The organism is Streptomyces sp. NPDC056361 (assembly GCF_042262805.1).
Lineage (GTDB): Bacteria > Actinomycetota > Actinomycetes > Streptomycetales > Streptomycetaceae > Streptomyces.
The window spans coordinates 1-15,582 of sequence record NZ_JBHJQI010000107.1 but is presented as its reverse complement, the minus strand read 5'-3'; the positions used below and the strand labels follow the sequence as shown (position 1 = coordinate 15,582).

At 73.8% G+C, this 15,582-nt stretch carries 16 protein-coding genes; 7 read left to right on the top strand and 9 right to left on the bottom strand.

Annotated elements, in window-relative coordinates; translation table 11 throughout:
• The first annotated feature begins 126 nt into the window (after positions 1 to 126).
• From ACFCY7_RS28485 to ACFCY7_RS28470, 4 genes are all read left to right on the top strand, one after another.
• The gene (locus ACFCY7_RS28485; protein WP_376488918.1) at positions 127 to 1,062 is read left to right on the top strand and encodes a diiron oxygenase; all 936 of its coding nucleotides are present in this window, start codon (positions 127 to 129) and stop codon (positions 1,060 to 1,062) included.
• Between the two features lie 29 nt (positions 1,063 to 1,091).
• On the top strand, positions 1,092 to 1,814 hold the full coding sequence (locus ACFCY7_RS28480; protein ID WP_376488917.1) for a TetR/AcrR family transcriptional regulator: 723 nt from the start codon (positions 1,092 to 1,094) through the stop codon (positions 1,812 to 1,814).
• Between the two features lie 36 nt (positions 1,815 to 1,850).
• On the top strand, positions 1,851 to 2,150 hold the full coding sequence (locus tag ACFCY7_RS28475; RefSeq protein ID WP_376488916.1) for a hypothetical protein: 300 nt from the start codon (positions 1,851 to 1,853) through the stop codon (positions 2,148 to 2,150).
• 74 nt (positions 2,151 to 2,224) lie between these two features.
• A complete protein-coding gene (locus ACFCY7_RS28470; RefSeq protein WP_376488915.1) occupies positions 2,225 to 3,649 on the top strand; it encodes an NlpC/P60 family protein in 1,425 nt (474 codons plus the stop codon).
• Positions 3,650 to 3,746: 97 nt separating this feature from the next.
• Here the strand turns inward: ACFCY7_RS28470 and ACFCY7_RS28465 are convergent, their stop codons facing one another.
• The 7 genes from ACFCY7_RS28465 to ACFCY7_RS28435 all read right to left on the bottom strand — a co-directional run bounded on the left by ACFCY7_RS28465 (position 3,747) and on the right by ACFCY7_RS28435 (position 10,856).
• Positions 3,747 to 4,280 carry a DUF6584 family protein gene (locus ACFCY7_RS28465; RefSeq protein ID WP_376488914.1) on the bottom strand — a complete coding sequence of 178 codons (534 nt, stop codon included), beginning with the start codon at positions 4,278 to 4,280 and terminating at the stop codon, positions 3,747 to 3,749.
• Positions 4,281 to 4,385: 105 nt separating this feature from the next.
• A complete protein-coding gene (locus tag ACFCY7_RS28460) occupies positions 4,386 to 4,760 on the bottom strand; it encodes a hypothetical protein (protein WP_376488913.1) in 375 nt (124 codons plus the stop codon).
• 141 nt (positions 4,761 to 4,901) lie between these two features.
• The gene (locus tag ACFCY7_RS28455; RefSeq protein WP_376488912.1) at positions 4,902 to 6,137 is read right to left on the bottom strand and encodes a styrene monooxygenase/indole monooxygenase family protein; all 1,236 of its coding nucleotides are present in this window, start codon (positions 6,135 to 6,137) and stop codon (positions 4,902 to 4,904) included.
• 37 nt (positions 6,138 to 6,174) lie between these two features.
• On the bottom strand, positions 6,175 to 6,831 hold the full coding sequence (locus ACFCY7_RS28450) for an ATP/GTP-binding protein (protein WP_376488929.1): 657 nt from the start codon (positions 6,829 to 6,831) through the stop codon (positions 6,175 to 6,177).
• 37 nt (positions 6,832 to 6,868) lie between these two features.
• Entirely contained in the window at positions 6,869 to 7,291 is a 423-nt protein-coding gene (locus tag ACFCY7_RS28445) for a DUF742 domain-containing protein (RefSeq protein WP_376488911.1), read from the bottom strand.
• A complete protein-coding gene (locus ACFCY7_RS28440) occupies positions 7,288 to 7,779 on the bottom strand; it encodes a roadblock/LC7 domain-containing protein (RefSeq protein WP_376488910.1) in 492 nt (163 codons plus the stop codon). The genes ACFCY7_RS28445 and ACFCY7_RS28440 overlap by 4 nt, the downstream gene beginning before the upstream one ends.
• Positions 7,776 to 10,856, bottom strand: a complete 3,081-nt coding sequence (locus ACFCY7_RS28435) for a nitrate- and nitrite sensing domain-containing protein (RefSeq protein WP_376488909.1) — start codon at positions 10,854 to 10,856, stop codon at positions 7,776 to 7,778. The genes ACFCY7_RS28440 and ACFCY7_RS28435 overlap by 4 nt, the downstream gene beginning before the upstream one ends.
• 371 nt (positions 10,857 to 11,227) lie before the next feature.
• Here ACFCY7_RS28435 and ACFCY7_RS28430 point away from each other — a divergent pair, with 371 nt between their 5' ends.
• Positions 11,228 to 12,046 carry a hypothetical protein gene (locus tag ACFCY7_RS28430; RefSeq protein WP_376488908.1) on the top strand — a complete coding sequence of 273 codons (819 nt, stop codon included), beginning with the start codon at positions 11,228 to 11,230 and terminating at the stop codon, positions 12,044 to 12,046.
• On the opposite strand, the gene ACFCY7_RS28425 is transcribed toward ACFCY7_RS28430, so the two are convergent.
• Complete coding sequence (locus tag ACFCY7_RS28425) at positions 12,024 to 12,494, bottom strand: MarR family winged helix-turn-helix transcriptional regulator (protein WP_376488907.1); 471 nt, start codon at positions 12,492 to 12,494, stop codon at positions 12,024 to 12,026. The genes ACFCY7_RS28430 and ACFCY7_RS28425 overlap by 23 nt on opposite strands.
• Before the next feature lie 403 nt (positions 12,495 to 12,897).
• Between ACFCY7_RS28425 and ACFCY7_RS28420 the strand changes: the two genes are divergently transcribed.
• A complete protein-coding gene (locus ACFCY7_RS28420; protein WP_376488906.1) occupies positions 12,898 to 13,731 on the top strand; it encodes a lysozyme in 834 nt (277 codons plus the stop codon).
• A gap of 207 nt (positions 13,732 to 13,938) precedes the next feature.
• Entirely contained in the window at positions 13,939 to 14,823 is an 885-nt protein-coding gene (locus tag ACFCY7_RS28415) for a lytic polysaccharide monooxygenase (protein ID WP_376488905.1), read from the top strand.
• Between the two features lie 82 nt (positions 14,824 to 14,905).
• Here ACFCY7_RS28415 and ACFCY7_RS28410 read toward each other — a convergent pair whose 3' ends face one another.
• A complete protein-coding gene (locus tag ACFCY7_RS28410) occupies positions 14,906 to 15,490 on the bottom strand; it encodes a DUF4240 domain-containing protein (protein ID WP_376488904.1) in 585 nt (194 codons plus the stop codon).
• Between the last annotated feature and the right edge of the window lie 92 nt (positions 15,491 to 15,582).

Below are 15,582 nucleotides of genomic sequence, written 5' to 3'. Positions count from 1 at the left end.
GCTCACACGGTGGTAGACGGGTCGTCAACAAGTCGCGCGCAAGGGATTGACGGGCTTGCTGACGGGCAGTCTCATACAAGGTGACCACCGGTAACGCGACGGCGAGCGCAGCGAGGTGCCCGGACCATGACCCCCTTCACCGAGCCCGACTTCAGCCTCCTCCGGGACGCCCTGGGGCCGCTGCGCGACCGTGAGCAGGTCGCCGAACGCCTCCTGGAGTCCTCGCGGAAGCACTCCTTCGACCCGGACACCGAACTCGACTGGGACTCCCCCTTCGAGGACGGCAAATGGTTCTGGCCCCCCGAGCTCGTCTCCCTCTACGACACCCCGCTCTGGCGCCGGATGTCCGAGGAGCAGCGGATCGCCCTCTCCCGCCACGAGGCCGCCTCCCTCGCCTCCCTCGGCATCTGGTTCGAGATCATCCTGATGCAGCTGCTCGTCCGGCACATCTACGACAAGTCCCTGACCAGCCATCACGTCCGCTACGCGCTCACCGAGATCGCCGACGAGTGCCGCCACTCGATGATGTTCGCCCGGCTGATCACCCGCGGCGGCACCCCGGCGTACCCGGTGCCGCGGATCTACCACAACCTCGCGCGGATCCTGAAGACCGTCTCCACCACCCCCGGCTCCTTCGCCGCCACCCTGCTCGGCGAGGAGATCCTCGACTGGATGCAGCGCCTGACCTTCCCGGACGAGCGGGTGCAGACCCTGGTGCGCGGGGTGACCCGGATCCACGTCGTCGAGGAGGCCCGCCACGTGCGGTACGCCCGCGAGGAGCTGCGCCGCCAGATGGCGACCGCCCCGCGCTGGGAGCAGGAGTTCACCCGGCTGAGCTGCGGGGAGGCCGCCCGGGTCTTCTCCACCTGCTTCGTCAACCCCGGGGTGTACGAGGCCGTGGGCCTGGACCGCCGGCAGGCCGTCGCCCAGGTGCGGGCGAGCGGGCACCGGCAGGAGGTCATGCGATCCGGGGCGAAGCGGCTCACCGACTTCCTCGACGACATCGGCGTGCTGCGCGGGCCGGGCCGCCGCCTCTGGAAGTCCTCGGGCCTGCTCGCCTGAGGGGGACGCTCCGCGGCTACGCTGCGGACATGACCAGCGCCGCCACTCCCGCGTACCGCAGGCTCACCGTCGAGGAGCGGCGCGGGCAGCTGCTCGACGCCGCCCTGGGGCTCTTCGCCCACCGGACGCCCGAGGACGTCTCCCTCGACGACGTCGCCGAGGCGGCCGGCGTCTCGCGGCCCCTCGTCTACCGGTACTTCCCCGGCGGCAAGCAGCAGCTGTACGAGGCCGCCCTGCGGTCCTCCGCCGACGCCCTGAACCACTGCTTCACCGAGCCGCAGGACGGGCCGCCCACGGAGCGGCTCGGCCGGGTGCTCGACCGGTACCTGGCCTTCGTCGACGAGCACGACGCCGGGTTCAGCGCCCTGCTGCGCGGCGGCAGCGTCGCCGAGACCTCCCGGACCAGCGCGATCGTCGACGAGGTGCGCCGGGCCGCCGCCGAGCAGATCCTCGTCCACCTCGGGGCGGAGCGGCCGGGCCCCCGGCTCTCGCTGCTGGTCCGCACGTGGATCGCCGCCGTGGAGGCGGCCTCGCTCATCTGGCTCGACGAGGAGAAGCAGCCGCCGGCCCGGGAGCTGCGGGAATGGCTCGTCGACCACCTCGTCGCCCTCCTCGCGGCGACGTCGGCGAGCGACGCGGAGACGGCGGGGGTCGTCCGGCGGCTCCTCGCGCAGGAGACGGCCACCGGCCCGGTGGCGACGCTCGCCCGCAAGGTGATCCCGGTGGTCGGCGAGGCGGCGCACCTGCTGTGAGCCGGTGCCGGAGGCCGCCCGGGAGAGACTGGAGGGGTGAAGAGCGAGAACACCCCCTTCCGCGGCGGCCCCCTCGACGGCCGGGTCCTGCCGATCCTCCTCGGCCCGACCGGCCACCCGCCGAAGTGGTACGAGGTCCCGGTCCCGGCCCGCGACGGGCGCCCGCCGGCCCTGTACGCCTACCGGCGCGAACCGGCGGGGTACACGAAGCGCCTCGGCCTCCAGCGCGGCTGGGTCTACCAGTACGCCCCCGAGGGCCGCGAGCGGCGCGAACTGAAGTGGCCGTGGTCCAAGCCGAGCGGCGCCCCCGCGCAGGACGCTGAGCCGAACGGGTGAGGGCGCCGGACGCGCCCCGGTTCGTACGGTAATCGGATGAAGTGACGCGTCATCATCCCCATGGAGGTGGTGACGTGTCACGAAGGCTGCTGCGCACGGTCTGCACGGGGGCCCTCGCCGCCGCGACCGCGCTCACCGGGGCGCTCCCGGCCGCGGGCACCGCCCTGCCCGACCCGCCCTCGGACTCCCCGGCGGAAGCCCCCATCGCCTGGGCCGACCCGTCGGCGGAACCGGTGGGCCCGGTCGACCCGTCGGCCGTCCCGACCACGGATCCGACCACGGATCCGACCCGCCCGGTCGCCCCCCTCGCCCCGACGGCCGACCCCGCCGATCCGCTCGGTCCGCCCGCCCCGCCGACCGACCCGGCGACCCCCCTCGCCCCGGCCGGCCCCCTCGACCCGACCGCCTCGGCGCCCCCCTCCGCCCGTCCCTCCACCACCCCGCCCGACGACGACGCCGCCGCCCTCCCCCCACCCGGCGGCGACTCCGTGACCGGCCTCCTCACCCGGCTGCGCGCGCTGTACCAGCAGGCCGAGGAGGCCACCGAGCGGTTCAACGCCGCCGAGGAGGCACTGAAGGTCCAGACGGCCGACACCAGGAAGGTCACGGCCCGGCTCACCGCCGCCCGTACCGCCCTCGCCCAGGGGCGCGCGGAGGCGGGACGGATCGCCCGGGAGCAGTACCAGGGGAGGTCCGAGTTCTCCTCGTACGTGCGGCTGCTGTTCTCGCCGGACCCCCAGTCGGCGCTCGACCAGGGGCACCTGATGGCCCGCGCGGCCCGCGGCCGGGCCACCGCCGTCGAACGGCTCGAAGGGGCCGAACGGAAGGCCGACGCCCTCGCGAGCGCCTCGCGCAAGGCCCTGGACCGGCAGCAGACCCTGGCGGCGGCGCAACGCACCCGGCGCGACGAGGTGACGCGCAGGCTGCGGGAGGTGGAGAAGCTGCTCGCCGGCCTCTCGCCGGAGCAACTCGCCCGGCTCACCGAGCTGGAGCGCGTCCAGACCGCGGGCGCGCAGCGCGAACTGCTCGACTCCGGCGTCCTGGACGGCACCCGCACGCCCTCGCGGGCGGGCGCGGACGCACTGCGCTTCGCGGTGGGCGAGATCGGCAAGCCGTACGAGTGGGGGGCGGAGGGCCCCGACTCGTACGACTGCTCGGGGCTGACCCAGCGGGCGTGGGCGGCGGCGGGGCGGGAGATCCCGCGCACCAGCCAGGAGCAGTGGGCGACCCTGCCCCGCGTCGCGCTCACCGAACTGCGCCCCGGCGACCTGGTCGTGTACTTCCCGGGCGCCACCCATGTGGCGCTCTACCTCGGCGGCGGCCTGGTCGTACAGGCGCCGCGCCCCGGCGGCAAGGTGAAGGTCTCCCCCGTCGCGGCGAACCCCCTGCTCGGAGCCGTACGCCCCGATCCGAGCGGCCGGGCCCTGGCCGCCTACACCCCGCCCGACCTCCCCCCGAACGCCACGGCCGGAGCGGACGAGGGCTTCGACCGGGGCTGAACTCCCCCTCCCCGCAGGGACCTTGCCTCGACGAGGCACCGACCGCCGGTTTCGCCGCCGGCCGCCTCACCGTCCGCCACGCCGAGCGGTCACGGCCCTACTCGAAGAGCGTGATCACCCCGATCACCCAGACCGCCGCGAACGCCACACACCCCACCAGGCACCCGAGCCCCATCAGCACCCCGCCGACACTCCACCCGTCGGCGCCGGGCGCGTGTTCCCCGTCGTCCTCCCCGTCGTCCTCGTAGGAGGCCGGTTCGTCCCAGTCGACCGCGCGCCCCCGCTCCTGCTCGCGCGCGGTCCGCAGCGCCACGAGCCGCTCCTCGGCGACGACCGTCGCCGCCAGCGCCTCCGGCCCCCGCCACGCGAGCGCCTTCATCCGCCACCCCGTGGACCCGTACCTCTCCTCGAACGCCGCCGTCTCGTCCTCCCGCCGGTCCTCTTCGAGGTACATCCACCGCCCCGCCTCCGCCACGTCCCCGTACAGCCGGTACACCTCGCCGAGCCTGCGCCGGAGCGTCAGGTCCCACGGAAAGGACGAGACCAGGCCGCGCAGGCGCTGACGCGCCATGGGCACGCGTCCGGCCGCCAGGTCGGCATCCACACGGGCAAGGGTGTTCGAGAGGGACATGTCCCTCATCCTGGATCACCGGCACCCCGCCGATCGACCCGATTTCGGAGCCCCCCTGCCGCCCCGGCACCGGCCCCCGCCGACGGCTTCCCTCCGACCGTCCGGCTAGGCCTTCGGAACCGCCGCTCCGACAAGGATGCCGAGACCCGAGGCCCCGTACAGCGCGTTCTCGTAGCCGGCCTGCGTCGCCGCAGCCGCGCCCGACGTGGCACTCGACGTGCCCGCCGGGACGGTGGTGGTGGCGGCCGTGCCGGGTGCGACGGCCGCGGTCGGGGCCGGGCGCCCTGACGCCGCGTTCAGCACGCCCTGCAAGGCCGCGTAGGCGAAGTTCTCCAGAGGGGCCACGGTACTCGTGAGGACGCCGGAGCCGGTCTCCGTGGCAGTGGCGAGGGGCGCGGCGGCGGCCTGAGCGGCGGCCGAACCCAGGATTGCCCCGACAAGGGCGAGGGAGGCGACGGTACGTCGCAAGGTGATCTTCACGCCCGCACGAACGCCCGAACCCCTGAATGGTCACGTTCCGTCACCCGGACGCGGCGCCGTTCGCGTGACGGATCCCCCAGGCCGGTGAACGGACCCGGGGGAAGGTGACCGCCGACCGCCGCATCGCGGACCGACGGTGCGTCAGCCCGCGGAGACCGACGCCAGGTAGGCGGACGTCTTCTCCGGGTCGAAGAAGAAGTTCTCGAAGTCGGAGGGGTCGTTGAAGCCGTTGGCGAAGCGGTCGGCGACGGGCGGGAGCTGGCCGGCGGCGCCGAGGAGGTTGAGGACGTGCTCCGGCGGCGGGGACAGCATGGCGTTCGTCCACTTGGTGACGTGCTGGGCCGTCTGCCAGTAGCGGTCGAAGGCGCCCTGCATCCACTCCTCGTCGAAGGGCTTGTCGCCCTGCTCGACGATGGCGGCGAGGTAGGCGGCGGCGCACTTGGCCGCCGAGTTGGAGCCCTGGCCGGTGATCGGGTCGTTGGCGACGACGACGTCCGCGACGCCGAGGACCAGGCCGCCGCCGGGGAGCCGGCCGATCGGGTTGCGGACCGTCGGCGCGTACCGGCCGGCGAGGGTGCCGCCCGCGTCGGTGAGCTCGACCCTGGTGGCCCGGGCGTACTCCCACGGCGTGAACTTCTCCATCAGCTCCAGCGTGAGCGCCAGGTGCTCGGAGGGGTCCTTGACGCCCTGGAAGGCGTCGAGCGGACCGCCGGGGACGCCCTCCCAGAAGAGGATGTCGGCACGGCCGCCGGTGGTGAGGGTCGGCATGACGAAGAGCTCGCCGACGCCCGGCACCACGTTGCAGCGGACCGCGTCGAAGTCGGGGTGCTCGGGGCGCGGGCCGAGGCCGTGGACGTACGCGACGGCCAGCGCGCGCTGCGGCTCGGAGTACGGCGAACGGGACGCGTCCCGGCCGAACATGGAGACCAGCTCGCCCTTGCCCGCGGCGACGAGCACCAGGTCGTAGCTGCGGGAGAAGTAGTCCAGGTCTCCGACGGCCACGCCGTGTATCACCAGCTGGCCGCCGCGCTGGGCGAAGGTCTCCATCCAGCCGGCCATCTTCACGCGCTGGTCGACGGACTGGGCGTACCCGTCCAGCTTCCCGACCCAGTCGATCACCCGGGCGGAGTCGGGGCCGGCGACGGAGACGCCGAGGCCCTCGATGCGCGGCGCCTGGGACTCCCAGAAGTTGATCCCCAGGTCCCGCTCGTGCTGGAGCGCGGTGTCGAACATGCACTGGGTGGACATGACGCGGCCGGACCGGATCTCGTCCGCCGTCCGGTTCGACATGAGGGTGACCTCGTACCCCTGCGACTGGAGTCCGAGGGCGAGCTGCAGGCCGGACTGGCCCGCGCCGACTATGAGTATCTTCCGCATGGCTGGTGCTCCTGGCGACTGTGACCGACGGGGACGGCTATTCGGGGGTGGCTTCGAGCGCGTGCGCGACCATCGCGAGCAGGCTCTCGACGACGCTGTAGCGCTTGCGCGCATCCATGATCACCACGGGGACGTCCGTGGAGACGGTCAGGGCCTCCCTGACGTCCTCCGGCTCGAACGCCTCGGTGCCCTCGAAGTGGTTGACGGCCACGATGTACGGCAGTCCGCAGCTCTCGAAGTAGTCGAGGGCCGGGAAGCAGTCCGTGAGCCGCCGGGTGTCGGCCAGCACGATCGCGCCGATCGCACCGCGCACCAGGTCGTCCCACATGAACCAGAAGCGCTGCTGCCCCGGCGTACCGAAGACGTACAGCACCAGGTCGTCGTCGAGCGTGATCCGGCCGAAGTCCATCGCGACCGTGGTGGTGAGCTTGTCCGGCGTCGCCGTGAGGTCGTCGGTGCCCTCGCTCGCCCGGGTCATCAGCGCCTCGGTCTGGAGCGGGGTGATCTCCGAGACCGCGCGGACGAACGTGGTCTTGCCGACGCCGAAGCCGCCCGCGACGACGATCTTCGTCGCGATCGGGGCGCGGGTGTGGTCGAGCTGCCAGTCCTGGGCGCCGTCCTCGGCGTCCGGCCCGGGTATGCCCGGTTCACGGGCACCCGGGGCAAACAGGTCGGCCTGGGGCTGCGCGGGAATGCCCGCGACCGCCGGTGATTCGGAGACGGCGGAGGCGTCAGAGACGACGGAGTCCACTCAGCACCCTTTCGAGGAGCGCGCGGTCGGGCTGGCCGGTGCCGTGACCGGTCCCGTACACACGGATCTTTCCCTGGTCGGCCAGGTCGCTGAGCAGCACCCGGACGACCCCCAACGGCATCTTGAGAAGCGCCGAGATCTCCGCGACCGTCCGCATCCTGCGGCAGATCTCGACGATGGCCCGCATCTCCGGCATCAGACCGCGGGCCAGGGGCCCGCCGTCCGTCAGGACCTTGCGGGCGGCGGGCGCTTCGAGCGCCGCCACGAAGGTCTCGACGAGCAGGATGTGCCCGAAGCGGGTCCGGCCGCCGGTCAGCGAGTAGGGGCGCACGCGCGCGGGGCGCCGCCCCTCCCCCCGTACCGGCAGCCTGTGGGCGTGATGGGCCGAGGACATGGACGTCATCGGGGGCTCTCCATCGACTTGCGCAGCTCGCTGCGGACTTCGGGGGTGAGGACGTGTCCGGCGCGGCCCACGAAGAGCGCCATGTGGTACGCCACGACGCTCATGTCGCAGTCGGGCGTGGCGTGCACGCCGAGCAGCGAGCCGTCGCTGATCGACATCACGAAGACGCTGCCGTCCTCCATCGCCACCATGGTCTGCTTGACCCCGCCGCCGTCCATCAGCCGGGCGGCGCCGATGGTCAGGCTGCCGATGCCGGAGACGATGGTGGCCAGGTCGGCGCTGGAGCCGCGCGGCCCGCCCGGGCGGGCGGGTTCGTCGGCGGCCGTCGCGGCCTCCTGGACAGCCGGGTCGGACGAGAGCAGCAGGAGGCCGTCGGAGGAGACCACGGCGACCGAGCGGACGCCGGGCACCTCCTCGACCAGATTGCCCAGCAGCCATTGCAGGTTGCGGGCCTCCGTGCTCAGTCCGAACGTTCCCGTCGCGGTCAACTGCGTGCCTCCTCGACTGTGTCCCCCGCCGTCTCCCCTGTACGTGCAGTCCTTATGGCCTCGGTCCCCGCCGTGTCCATCCGCTCCGTGCCCAACTCGGCCTCCACGTCGCGTCGTCCGGCCTTGGCTCCCTGGTGGAAGCCGCCGAGGCGCCGTCGCAGCGCCTCCGCGTCCACGCCGCTCTTACGGGTGGTGGCGGCGGTGCCGGGCTGACGGACCACCTGCGGGGTCCGCTTCGGCAGGCCCTTGTCGGTGACCCGCTCCCACTGCGCGGGGCGCGGCCCGGGCACCGCCGGGTCGATCGCCGGATCGGTCACCGGGTCGGTCACCGGCACGGGCTCGGGCTCGACGGCCGCCGGGGCGTCCACACGGTGGGCGGCCTCGACGTGCTCGGCCGCGCGCTCGTGGGCGTCCGGCTCCGGCGGCGGGTCGGGCAGCCGCACCTGGAGCGTGGTCTCGGAGACGGACTCCCCGAGGGGGGCGTAGGCGGGCTCGGGCTCGGGTGCGTACACCGGCTCGGGCTCCGGGGCGTACTCCGGCTCGGGCTCGGAGGCGTACACCGGCTCGGAGGCGTACTCCTGCTCGGCTCCCGGCTCGGGGGCCTCTTCCGGCTCCGGCCTGTACTCCGGCTCGGAGGCGTACTCGCCCTCCGGGCTGTGCTCCCGCTCCGGGCTGTACTCCCGCTCCCGGCTGTACTCCTGATCCAGGCTGTACTCCGGCTCTGGTTCGGGGGTGCGGGCGGTCACCTCGCCCGCCGCCTCCGCCGCGAGGATGGCCCGCTCGGCGGCCTCGACGAGGGGGTCGCGGGTGCGGGACGGCAGGGTGTTGGAGTTGGCCTCCGCGGCCGAGCCGGGGAGCTGGATCACGGGGGCCGCGCCCGCCACCCGTACGGGGTGGGACACGGTGGCCGGCGGGGCGGTGGGCAGCAGGGGCAGCGGGAGGACCACGACGGCCGCCGTGCCGCCCGGCTGCTGCTCGCGGAGCTCGACGCGCACGCCGTGGCGGGCGGCGAGCAGGGCGATGACCCGCATGCCGAGGCCCTCGCCGTCGAAGGCGTCCGGATCGGCCTCGGCCAGCCGGGCGTTGAGCTCGGCGAACCGGGAGGCGGTCATGCCGATGCCCGCGTCCTGCACGGAGAGCATCACCTCGCCGGTCTCCAGGAGCCAGCCGGAGAGCTGGACCTCGGCGTCGGGCGGCGAGAAGGAGGTGGCGTTCTCCAGCAGCTCCGCGACCAGGTGGCTGAGGTCGTCCGCGGCGAAGCCGGCGACCTGGGCGTGCGGCGGCAGGGACTGGATGGTCACCCGCTCGTACCGCTCGATCTCGCTGACGGCGGCGCGCAGGACGTCGACCAGCGGGACGGGTCCCGCGTGCCCGTGGACGTGCTCGTGGCCGGCGAGGACGAGGAGGTTCTCGCTGTGGCGGCGCATGACCGTCGCCAGGTGGTCGAGCTTGAACAGGGTGCCGAGGCGGTCCGGGTCCTGCTCGCGCTCCTCCAGCTTCTCGATGACGGCGAGCTGGCGCTCGACGAGCCCGAGGCTGCGCAGCGAGAGGTTGACGAAGGTGTGGTGGACGGTGCTCCGGAGCCGTTCGAGGTCGGCGGTCAGGAGCGCGACGCGGCCCTGGAGGTCCGCGCGCTGGGCGGCGAGCTCGGCGCCGACGGCCTCCTTGGCCGCGGCGAGGTCGGCCCGCTCGTCGGTGAGCCGCTCGGTGTGCGCGGCGAGGCCCGAGAGCTTGCCGTGCAGGGTGTTGAGGGAGCGCACGACCTGGGCGAACTCGTCGTTGCGGCCGGTGAAGCGGACCGGCTCCTCCGTCTGCGGCGCCGGGGCGGCGGCGAGCCGGGCGGCACCGATGCGGAGGACGGCGAGGGGCCGGGTGAGGGTGCGGGCGACGTAGGTGGAGATGCCGATCGCGACCAGGAAGCAGCCGGCGAGGTAGGCGAGGCGCAGTTCGAGGGCGGTGACGTCGTCGTCGCGGAGCCCGCCGAGCCGCTCGACGCGCGCGGTGGCGAGGGCGGACTCGACGCCGCGCATCTGCTCGATGCGGGCGGAGAGGGCGGCCTCCAGGCCGGCCGGGTCGGTCGCGCGCTCGGCCTCGGTGAGGCGGGGCTGGTCGGTGAGGGCCGCGAGCGAGCGTTCGGCGCTCTTGACGTCGGGGCCGGTGACGGTGGCGGCGAGGGAGTCGCGGGCGGCGGATCCGGCGGCCTGGTCGAAGTCGCCGAGGGCGGCGAGTTCGCGGACGCGGGCCAGCTGGGCGGCGGCGGTGAGGGCGTCGCGGGCGCGGGCGGCCTCCGCGGCCCCTTCGGGCACGTCGGCGACGTAGGTGCCGGACGTGGCGTCGTAGTGGACTTCCCCGGTGGGTTCGGGCTGCGGCACGGCGAGCGCGGCGAGGAGCAGGCCGCGGGTGGCGGAGGCCTGTTCGACGGCGCGGCCGAGGGCGGCCGGGGCGCGGGTGGCCTCGGTGAGCGAGGCGTCGGCGGCGCGGGCCGGGGTCTTGTCGGCGAGCTCGTCGGCGAGGGCCTGGAGCTTGGTGATGACGTCCGAGTACGCCTTGTGGGCCTCCAGGGCCGTGCCCTTGCCGGTGAGGGCGGCACGGCGGATGGAGGGCACGCCCGCGAGGTCCCGCCGGAGTTCGGTGGGGGCGGCGGGCCGGATCTCGTCTATCTGCCGGTCGACGCGGGTGGAGCGGGTGTCGGTGATCTGGCGCCGGTGCTTGGCGTCGCCGGTCTGGGCGTCGCGGCCGGCCGCGATGTACGCGACGACCTCGTCGCGCTCGTCGGCGAGGGAGTGCGCCAGGGTGACGGCCTGCCGGTCGAGCTCGGCGAGCGTGACCAGGTTCTGGGAGTCGGTCAGCTCGGCGGAGGCCGTGAGGACCGCGGGGGCCCCGGCGGCCAGGACGGTGACGCCGACGAGGGCGACGCCGGCGACCAGGCGGTTGCGGACGCGCTTGGAGCGTCCCGCGGGGGTCTTGGGCTGTGCGGTCGGCGTGGCGACGCCGTCCGGGGTCGGCTCCGCACCGGGGGCCTGGCTCCGCGTGCCGTTCTTGCTCCGAGGCCGCTTCATCTGCACCGGTGCTCGCATTCTTGACTCGTCCGCCCACAAAGCAGAGGTGACGACCGGTCACATGGAGCGCCCCCACCCCTGGTACGGCTTCCGACCATTCCAGCGCTTCTGGGAAGGGGGCGCGCATCGGCCGCTCCGCCACCCGAACGAGTGAACAACATTCACGAGTTGGCAAACAACTTCCGCGGGCGCGTCCCGCGGGCCCCCACGGGCCCCCGGTTGGATCTTCCGGGCGGGCTTTGGCAGGATGCCCGCCCGCAGCTCCCCGGAGCTGTCCGTTCCGCCTCGCGCGGCACGGCCGGCCCTTTGGTACAGGCCATTTCCGGTCGTTTGCGGGTTCCGTGAAGGAGCGCGCGGCCGCCGGATCGCGGGCGGGCACACTGGGCCTCATGCGCAACGACGTCGCCACCCTCCCCGGCAGCCCCGAACGCCCCAACGAGGACTGGGTGGCCGCTGCTCTGCCCGCTTCGGGGCGCGGGGGAACCGTCGTCCTGCTCGACGGCGTCACACCCCCCGCGGGTGATGACGGTTGTGTGCACACCGTGCCCTGGTTCACCGCGCGCCTCGGTGGGGCTTTGACCGAACTGTCCGCTTCCCGCCCGGACATGCCCCTGTCCGAGATCCTGTCGCGGGCAATCCGGCGCACCGCGGACGCCCATCGACACACCTGTGACCTTTCTCACGTGCGAACGCCTCAGGCGACCGTGGTCCTCGCGCGTTGGGACGCGACCTCGGTCGAGCACCTCGTCCTCTCGGACTCCGCCCTCCTCCTGGAGGCACCGGACGGCACGGTGCGGGCGGTGCTCGACGACCGGCTCGACCGCGTGCCGGACGAGGTCCGGCGCTCCCTCGCGGCGACGGACCGGCTTCGCAATCGGGAGGGCGGCTTCTTCACCGCCGCCGCCGATCCCGCGGTCGCCGCGCGCGCGGTGACCGGCACGACCCCCCGTGCCGGGGTGCGGTCCCTCGCCGCGCTCACGGACGGGGCGAGCCGCTGGGTGGAGCTCTTCGGCGCCGGCGACTGGTCGGACTGCCTCGGCGTCCTCCGCGAGGAAGGCCCCGCGGGTCTCCTCCGCCGGGTGCGCTCGCTGGAGGCCGCCGATGCCGAGGCGGGCGGCGCCCACCGCTGGAAGCGGCACGACGACGCCACGGCGGCGTACGTGGAGCTGGGACCGCCGGAGGGGGTCAGCCCTCCGACCGTACGTTGAAGTGGTGCAGCAGCCGGGCCAGTTCCGCGACCTCCGCGCGGTCCCAGTCCACCAGCTTCCGCACGTACCGCTCCCGCCGGGCGTCCCGCACGTGCCGGAACCGGTCCCGCCCCTCCTCCGTCAGCCGCACCAGCGAGGCCCGCCCGTCGGCCGGGTCGGGGTCCCGTACGACGAGGCCGAGCACCTCCAGCGCGCGCAGCTGCCGGCTCATCGTCGCCTTGCCGACCCCGAAGTACCCGGACAGCTCCGTCGCGCGCTGCGGCCCCACCTCGTCGAGCCGCACGAACAGCCCGTACGCCGCGGGCTCCAGCTCGGGATGCACCTCCCGCGCCATCTCCCCGGACTGCGCCCGCGCCCGCCGCAGGAACACCGCCAGCTCCCGCTCCAGCGCCAGGAACTCGGGATCCACGCCGGAAGCCGCGCCGGCACCGGCCTGGGCACTGCGCACGCCGCTTCCGGGAGCCGCACCGGCCTGGGCGCTCCGCACGCCGCTTCCGGGAGCCGCACCGGCCTGGGCGCCTCGCGCGCCGTCCCCGGAGGCCCGGCCCTCACTTCCCGTACCGCTTCCGTGCACGTCAGCACCTCCCGCGTGGTCCCCGGTGGCCGCCCCGCGGCCCCGCCGCCGGTTTCCGGCGGCTGAAAGTTTCTTCCCGCCGCGGCCATCGCCGCAGCTCTTTCAGTATTTCGCAGGAGTAGACCAACGGCGGCATCCGGACCCCCTTCCGCCGGGGGGTCTACGTGCGTAGCGTCGTCGGCGGCGGATGGCTGACATGTCCACACCATGACGTGTCGGCGGTGCGTCCGCTCCCCCCCGACAGAGGTCCCCCCACCGAGCCTTTCGGAGGCACGCAATGCGTGTGCACAGATCCGGAACGACCCTCGCCGGTGCCGCGGTCGCGGCACTGGCACTCCTCCTCCCCCTCGCCGGTTCGGCCGGTGCCGCGCAGGACCCGGGCACCCGGGTCGCGCCGGCGCGCGGTTCGGCCTACATGGGCATGGGCGTGATCGCGCACGACGGGAAGGGCGTGAAGCCCGGCGGCGGCGCCGCGACGCTGGCCGCCCAGACGGAAGGCGTGGACGTCTCCAGCCACAACGGCAACGTGGCGTGGTCCACGCTGTGGAACAGCGGGGTCAAGTGGGCCTACGTCAAGGCGACGGAAGGCACGTATTACAAGAACACGTACTTCACGCAGCAGTACAACGGCTCGTACAACGTCGGCATGATCAGGGGCACGTACCACTTCGCGACCCCGGACACGACGAGCGGCGCGGCCCAGGCCGACTACTTCGTGAACAACGGGGGCGGCTGGTCGAAGGACGGCAGGACGCTGCCGGGGGTGCTCGACATCGAGTGGAACCCGTACGGCGCGACCTGCTACGGGAAGACGCAGTCCGGGATGGTCGCGTGGATCCAGGACTTCGTGAACCGGTACCGGTACCGCACCGGCCGCGACCCGGTGATCTACACGGCGACGAGCTGGTGGAAGCAGTGCACCGGCAACTCCGCGGCCTTCGCGAACACCAACCCGCTGTGGATCGCGCGGTACGCCGCCGAGGTCGGCGAACTCCCGGCCGGGTGGCCGTACTACACGATCTGGCAGTACACGTCCTCCGGCCCGACGGTCGGCGACCACAACCACTTCAACGGCGACTACTCGCGCGTACAGGCGCTGGCGAACGGCTGACCAGGCCTTCGACTCGTCGATCGGTCCGCGGCGGCTCCCCGGGTGTGCGGCACCCCGGGGGGCCGTCGCGGCTTTTTCGACCCACCCCCTTGCTCATTGGTATGGACCAATGCGAGGCTCTACGCCGGTCGCCCGGAATTCAACTTCCGTGCACCCAGCGCGCGTTGCTCGTCCCGTACTCCCCCACGCACGAGAGAGAGCCCCCGCATGGCCTCCTACCGCCGCACCTCCGCCGTCGCCGCCACCCTGTCCGCGGCCGCGCTCGTCGCCCTCACCCCCACGACGGCCGGCGCCCACGGGGCGGTCTTCAACCCCGTCAGCCGGGTGGCCGCCTGTTACGCCGAGGGCCCCGAGACGCCCAAGTCGCAGGTGTGCAAGGACCTCGTCGCCGACTCCGGCACCCAGCCGCTGTACGACTGGAACGAGGTCAACATCGCCAACGCCGACGGACAGCACCAGGCCCTCATCCCGGACGGCAAGCTCTGCTCGGCGAACCGCGCCAAGTACCGCGCGCTGGACTGGGCCCGCACCGACTGGCCCGCCACGGCCGTCGCCACCGGTTCCTTCGACTTCAAGGTCCGCGTCACCGCGCCCCACTCGGGCACCATGACGATCTACATCACCAAGGCCGGCTTCGACCCGACGCAGCCGCTCAAATGGTCGGACCTGGACGCGACCCCCGTCGCCGTCTACAACACCACCCGCACCTCGACCGACGGCTACTACAACTTCACCGGCAACCTGCCGGCCCGCACCGGCCGCCACATCGTCTACCAGGTGTGGCAGCGCAACGACAGCCCCGAGGCCTTCTACAGCTGCTCGGACGTCACCTTCGGCAGCGCCGCGGCGGCGGGCACGGGCACCCAGGCGGCCAAGGCCCCGAGCGAGGCGAAGATCGCGGCGGGCGCCGAGCTGTCCACCGTGAGCCACGCGGGCCACGGCGGCGACGAGCAGGCCCCGGCCCTCTCCGCCGAGACCGCCGCGACCCCCTCCTCGCCGCTCCCCCTGGCCCTCGCGGGCGCGGGTGCCGTCGCCGCCTTCGCGGCCGGCAGCCTGCTCCTGGGCCGCCGCCGGAACTCGTCCGCCTCCTGACGCCCCCGGGGGCGCCGGGGACACCGGGGACGCCTGGCCGTCACCGGGCGTCCCCGGCCGCCCCCGGGCGTCCCGGCGTCTCCTAGGAGCCGGACGACCGGAGCGGGAAGAGGGCGGTGAGCCGGGGTATCGCCAACCCCTCCGGCCGGGACCCCCGGAGCACCTCGTCCTCTTCCCGCTCTCCCCGCTCCTCCGCGAGCTCCTCGACCGCGTCGAGGAACTCGTCCCCCTCGTCGTCCTCCTGGCCGGTCAGCTCGTCGAACGCGTCCTGCGCGACGTAGTCGAGCTCCTCCCACTCGGGCCACTCGTCGTCGTCCCACGTGTCGGGGTGCCGGCCCGCGAGGCTCCGCACCCCGGGCACGTCGGCCAGCGCGTCCGGGTCGGCGACCACCGACGCGTACACCTCGCTCCCCTGCCCCACCAGCCAGAGCGTGAAGTAGTGGAAGCCGTCGTCCGTGCAGGCGCCGCCCTCGACCCGGTTCGCCGCGGTCCACACCGCGCGCGTGTCGGCGGTCTCGCACGCCTCTTCGAGACACACCTGGAACGCCACGCTCTCCGCGGCCGGACGCCGTATCAGCTCCTCCCGCAGCCACTCCAGCCGCTCGTCCCGGTCACCGGGGCGGCGGCTCAACTCGTCGATGAGTGCCCAGAAGGCGTCGTCGTTCATGTGTACGAGGATGCCAGCCCCGGCTGACATCCGGACACGCCGGAGCGGGGTGTCCCCGACGGACACGCCGGAGCGGGGGGTCCGTCGGGGAC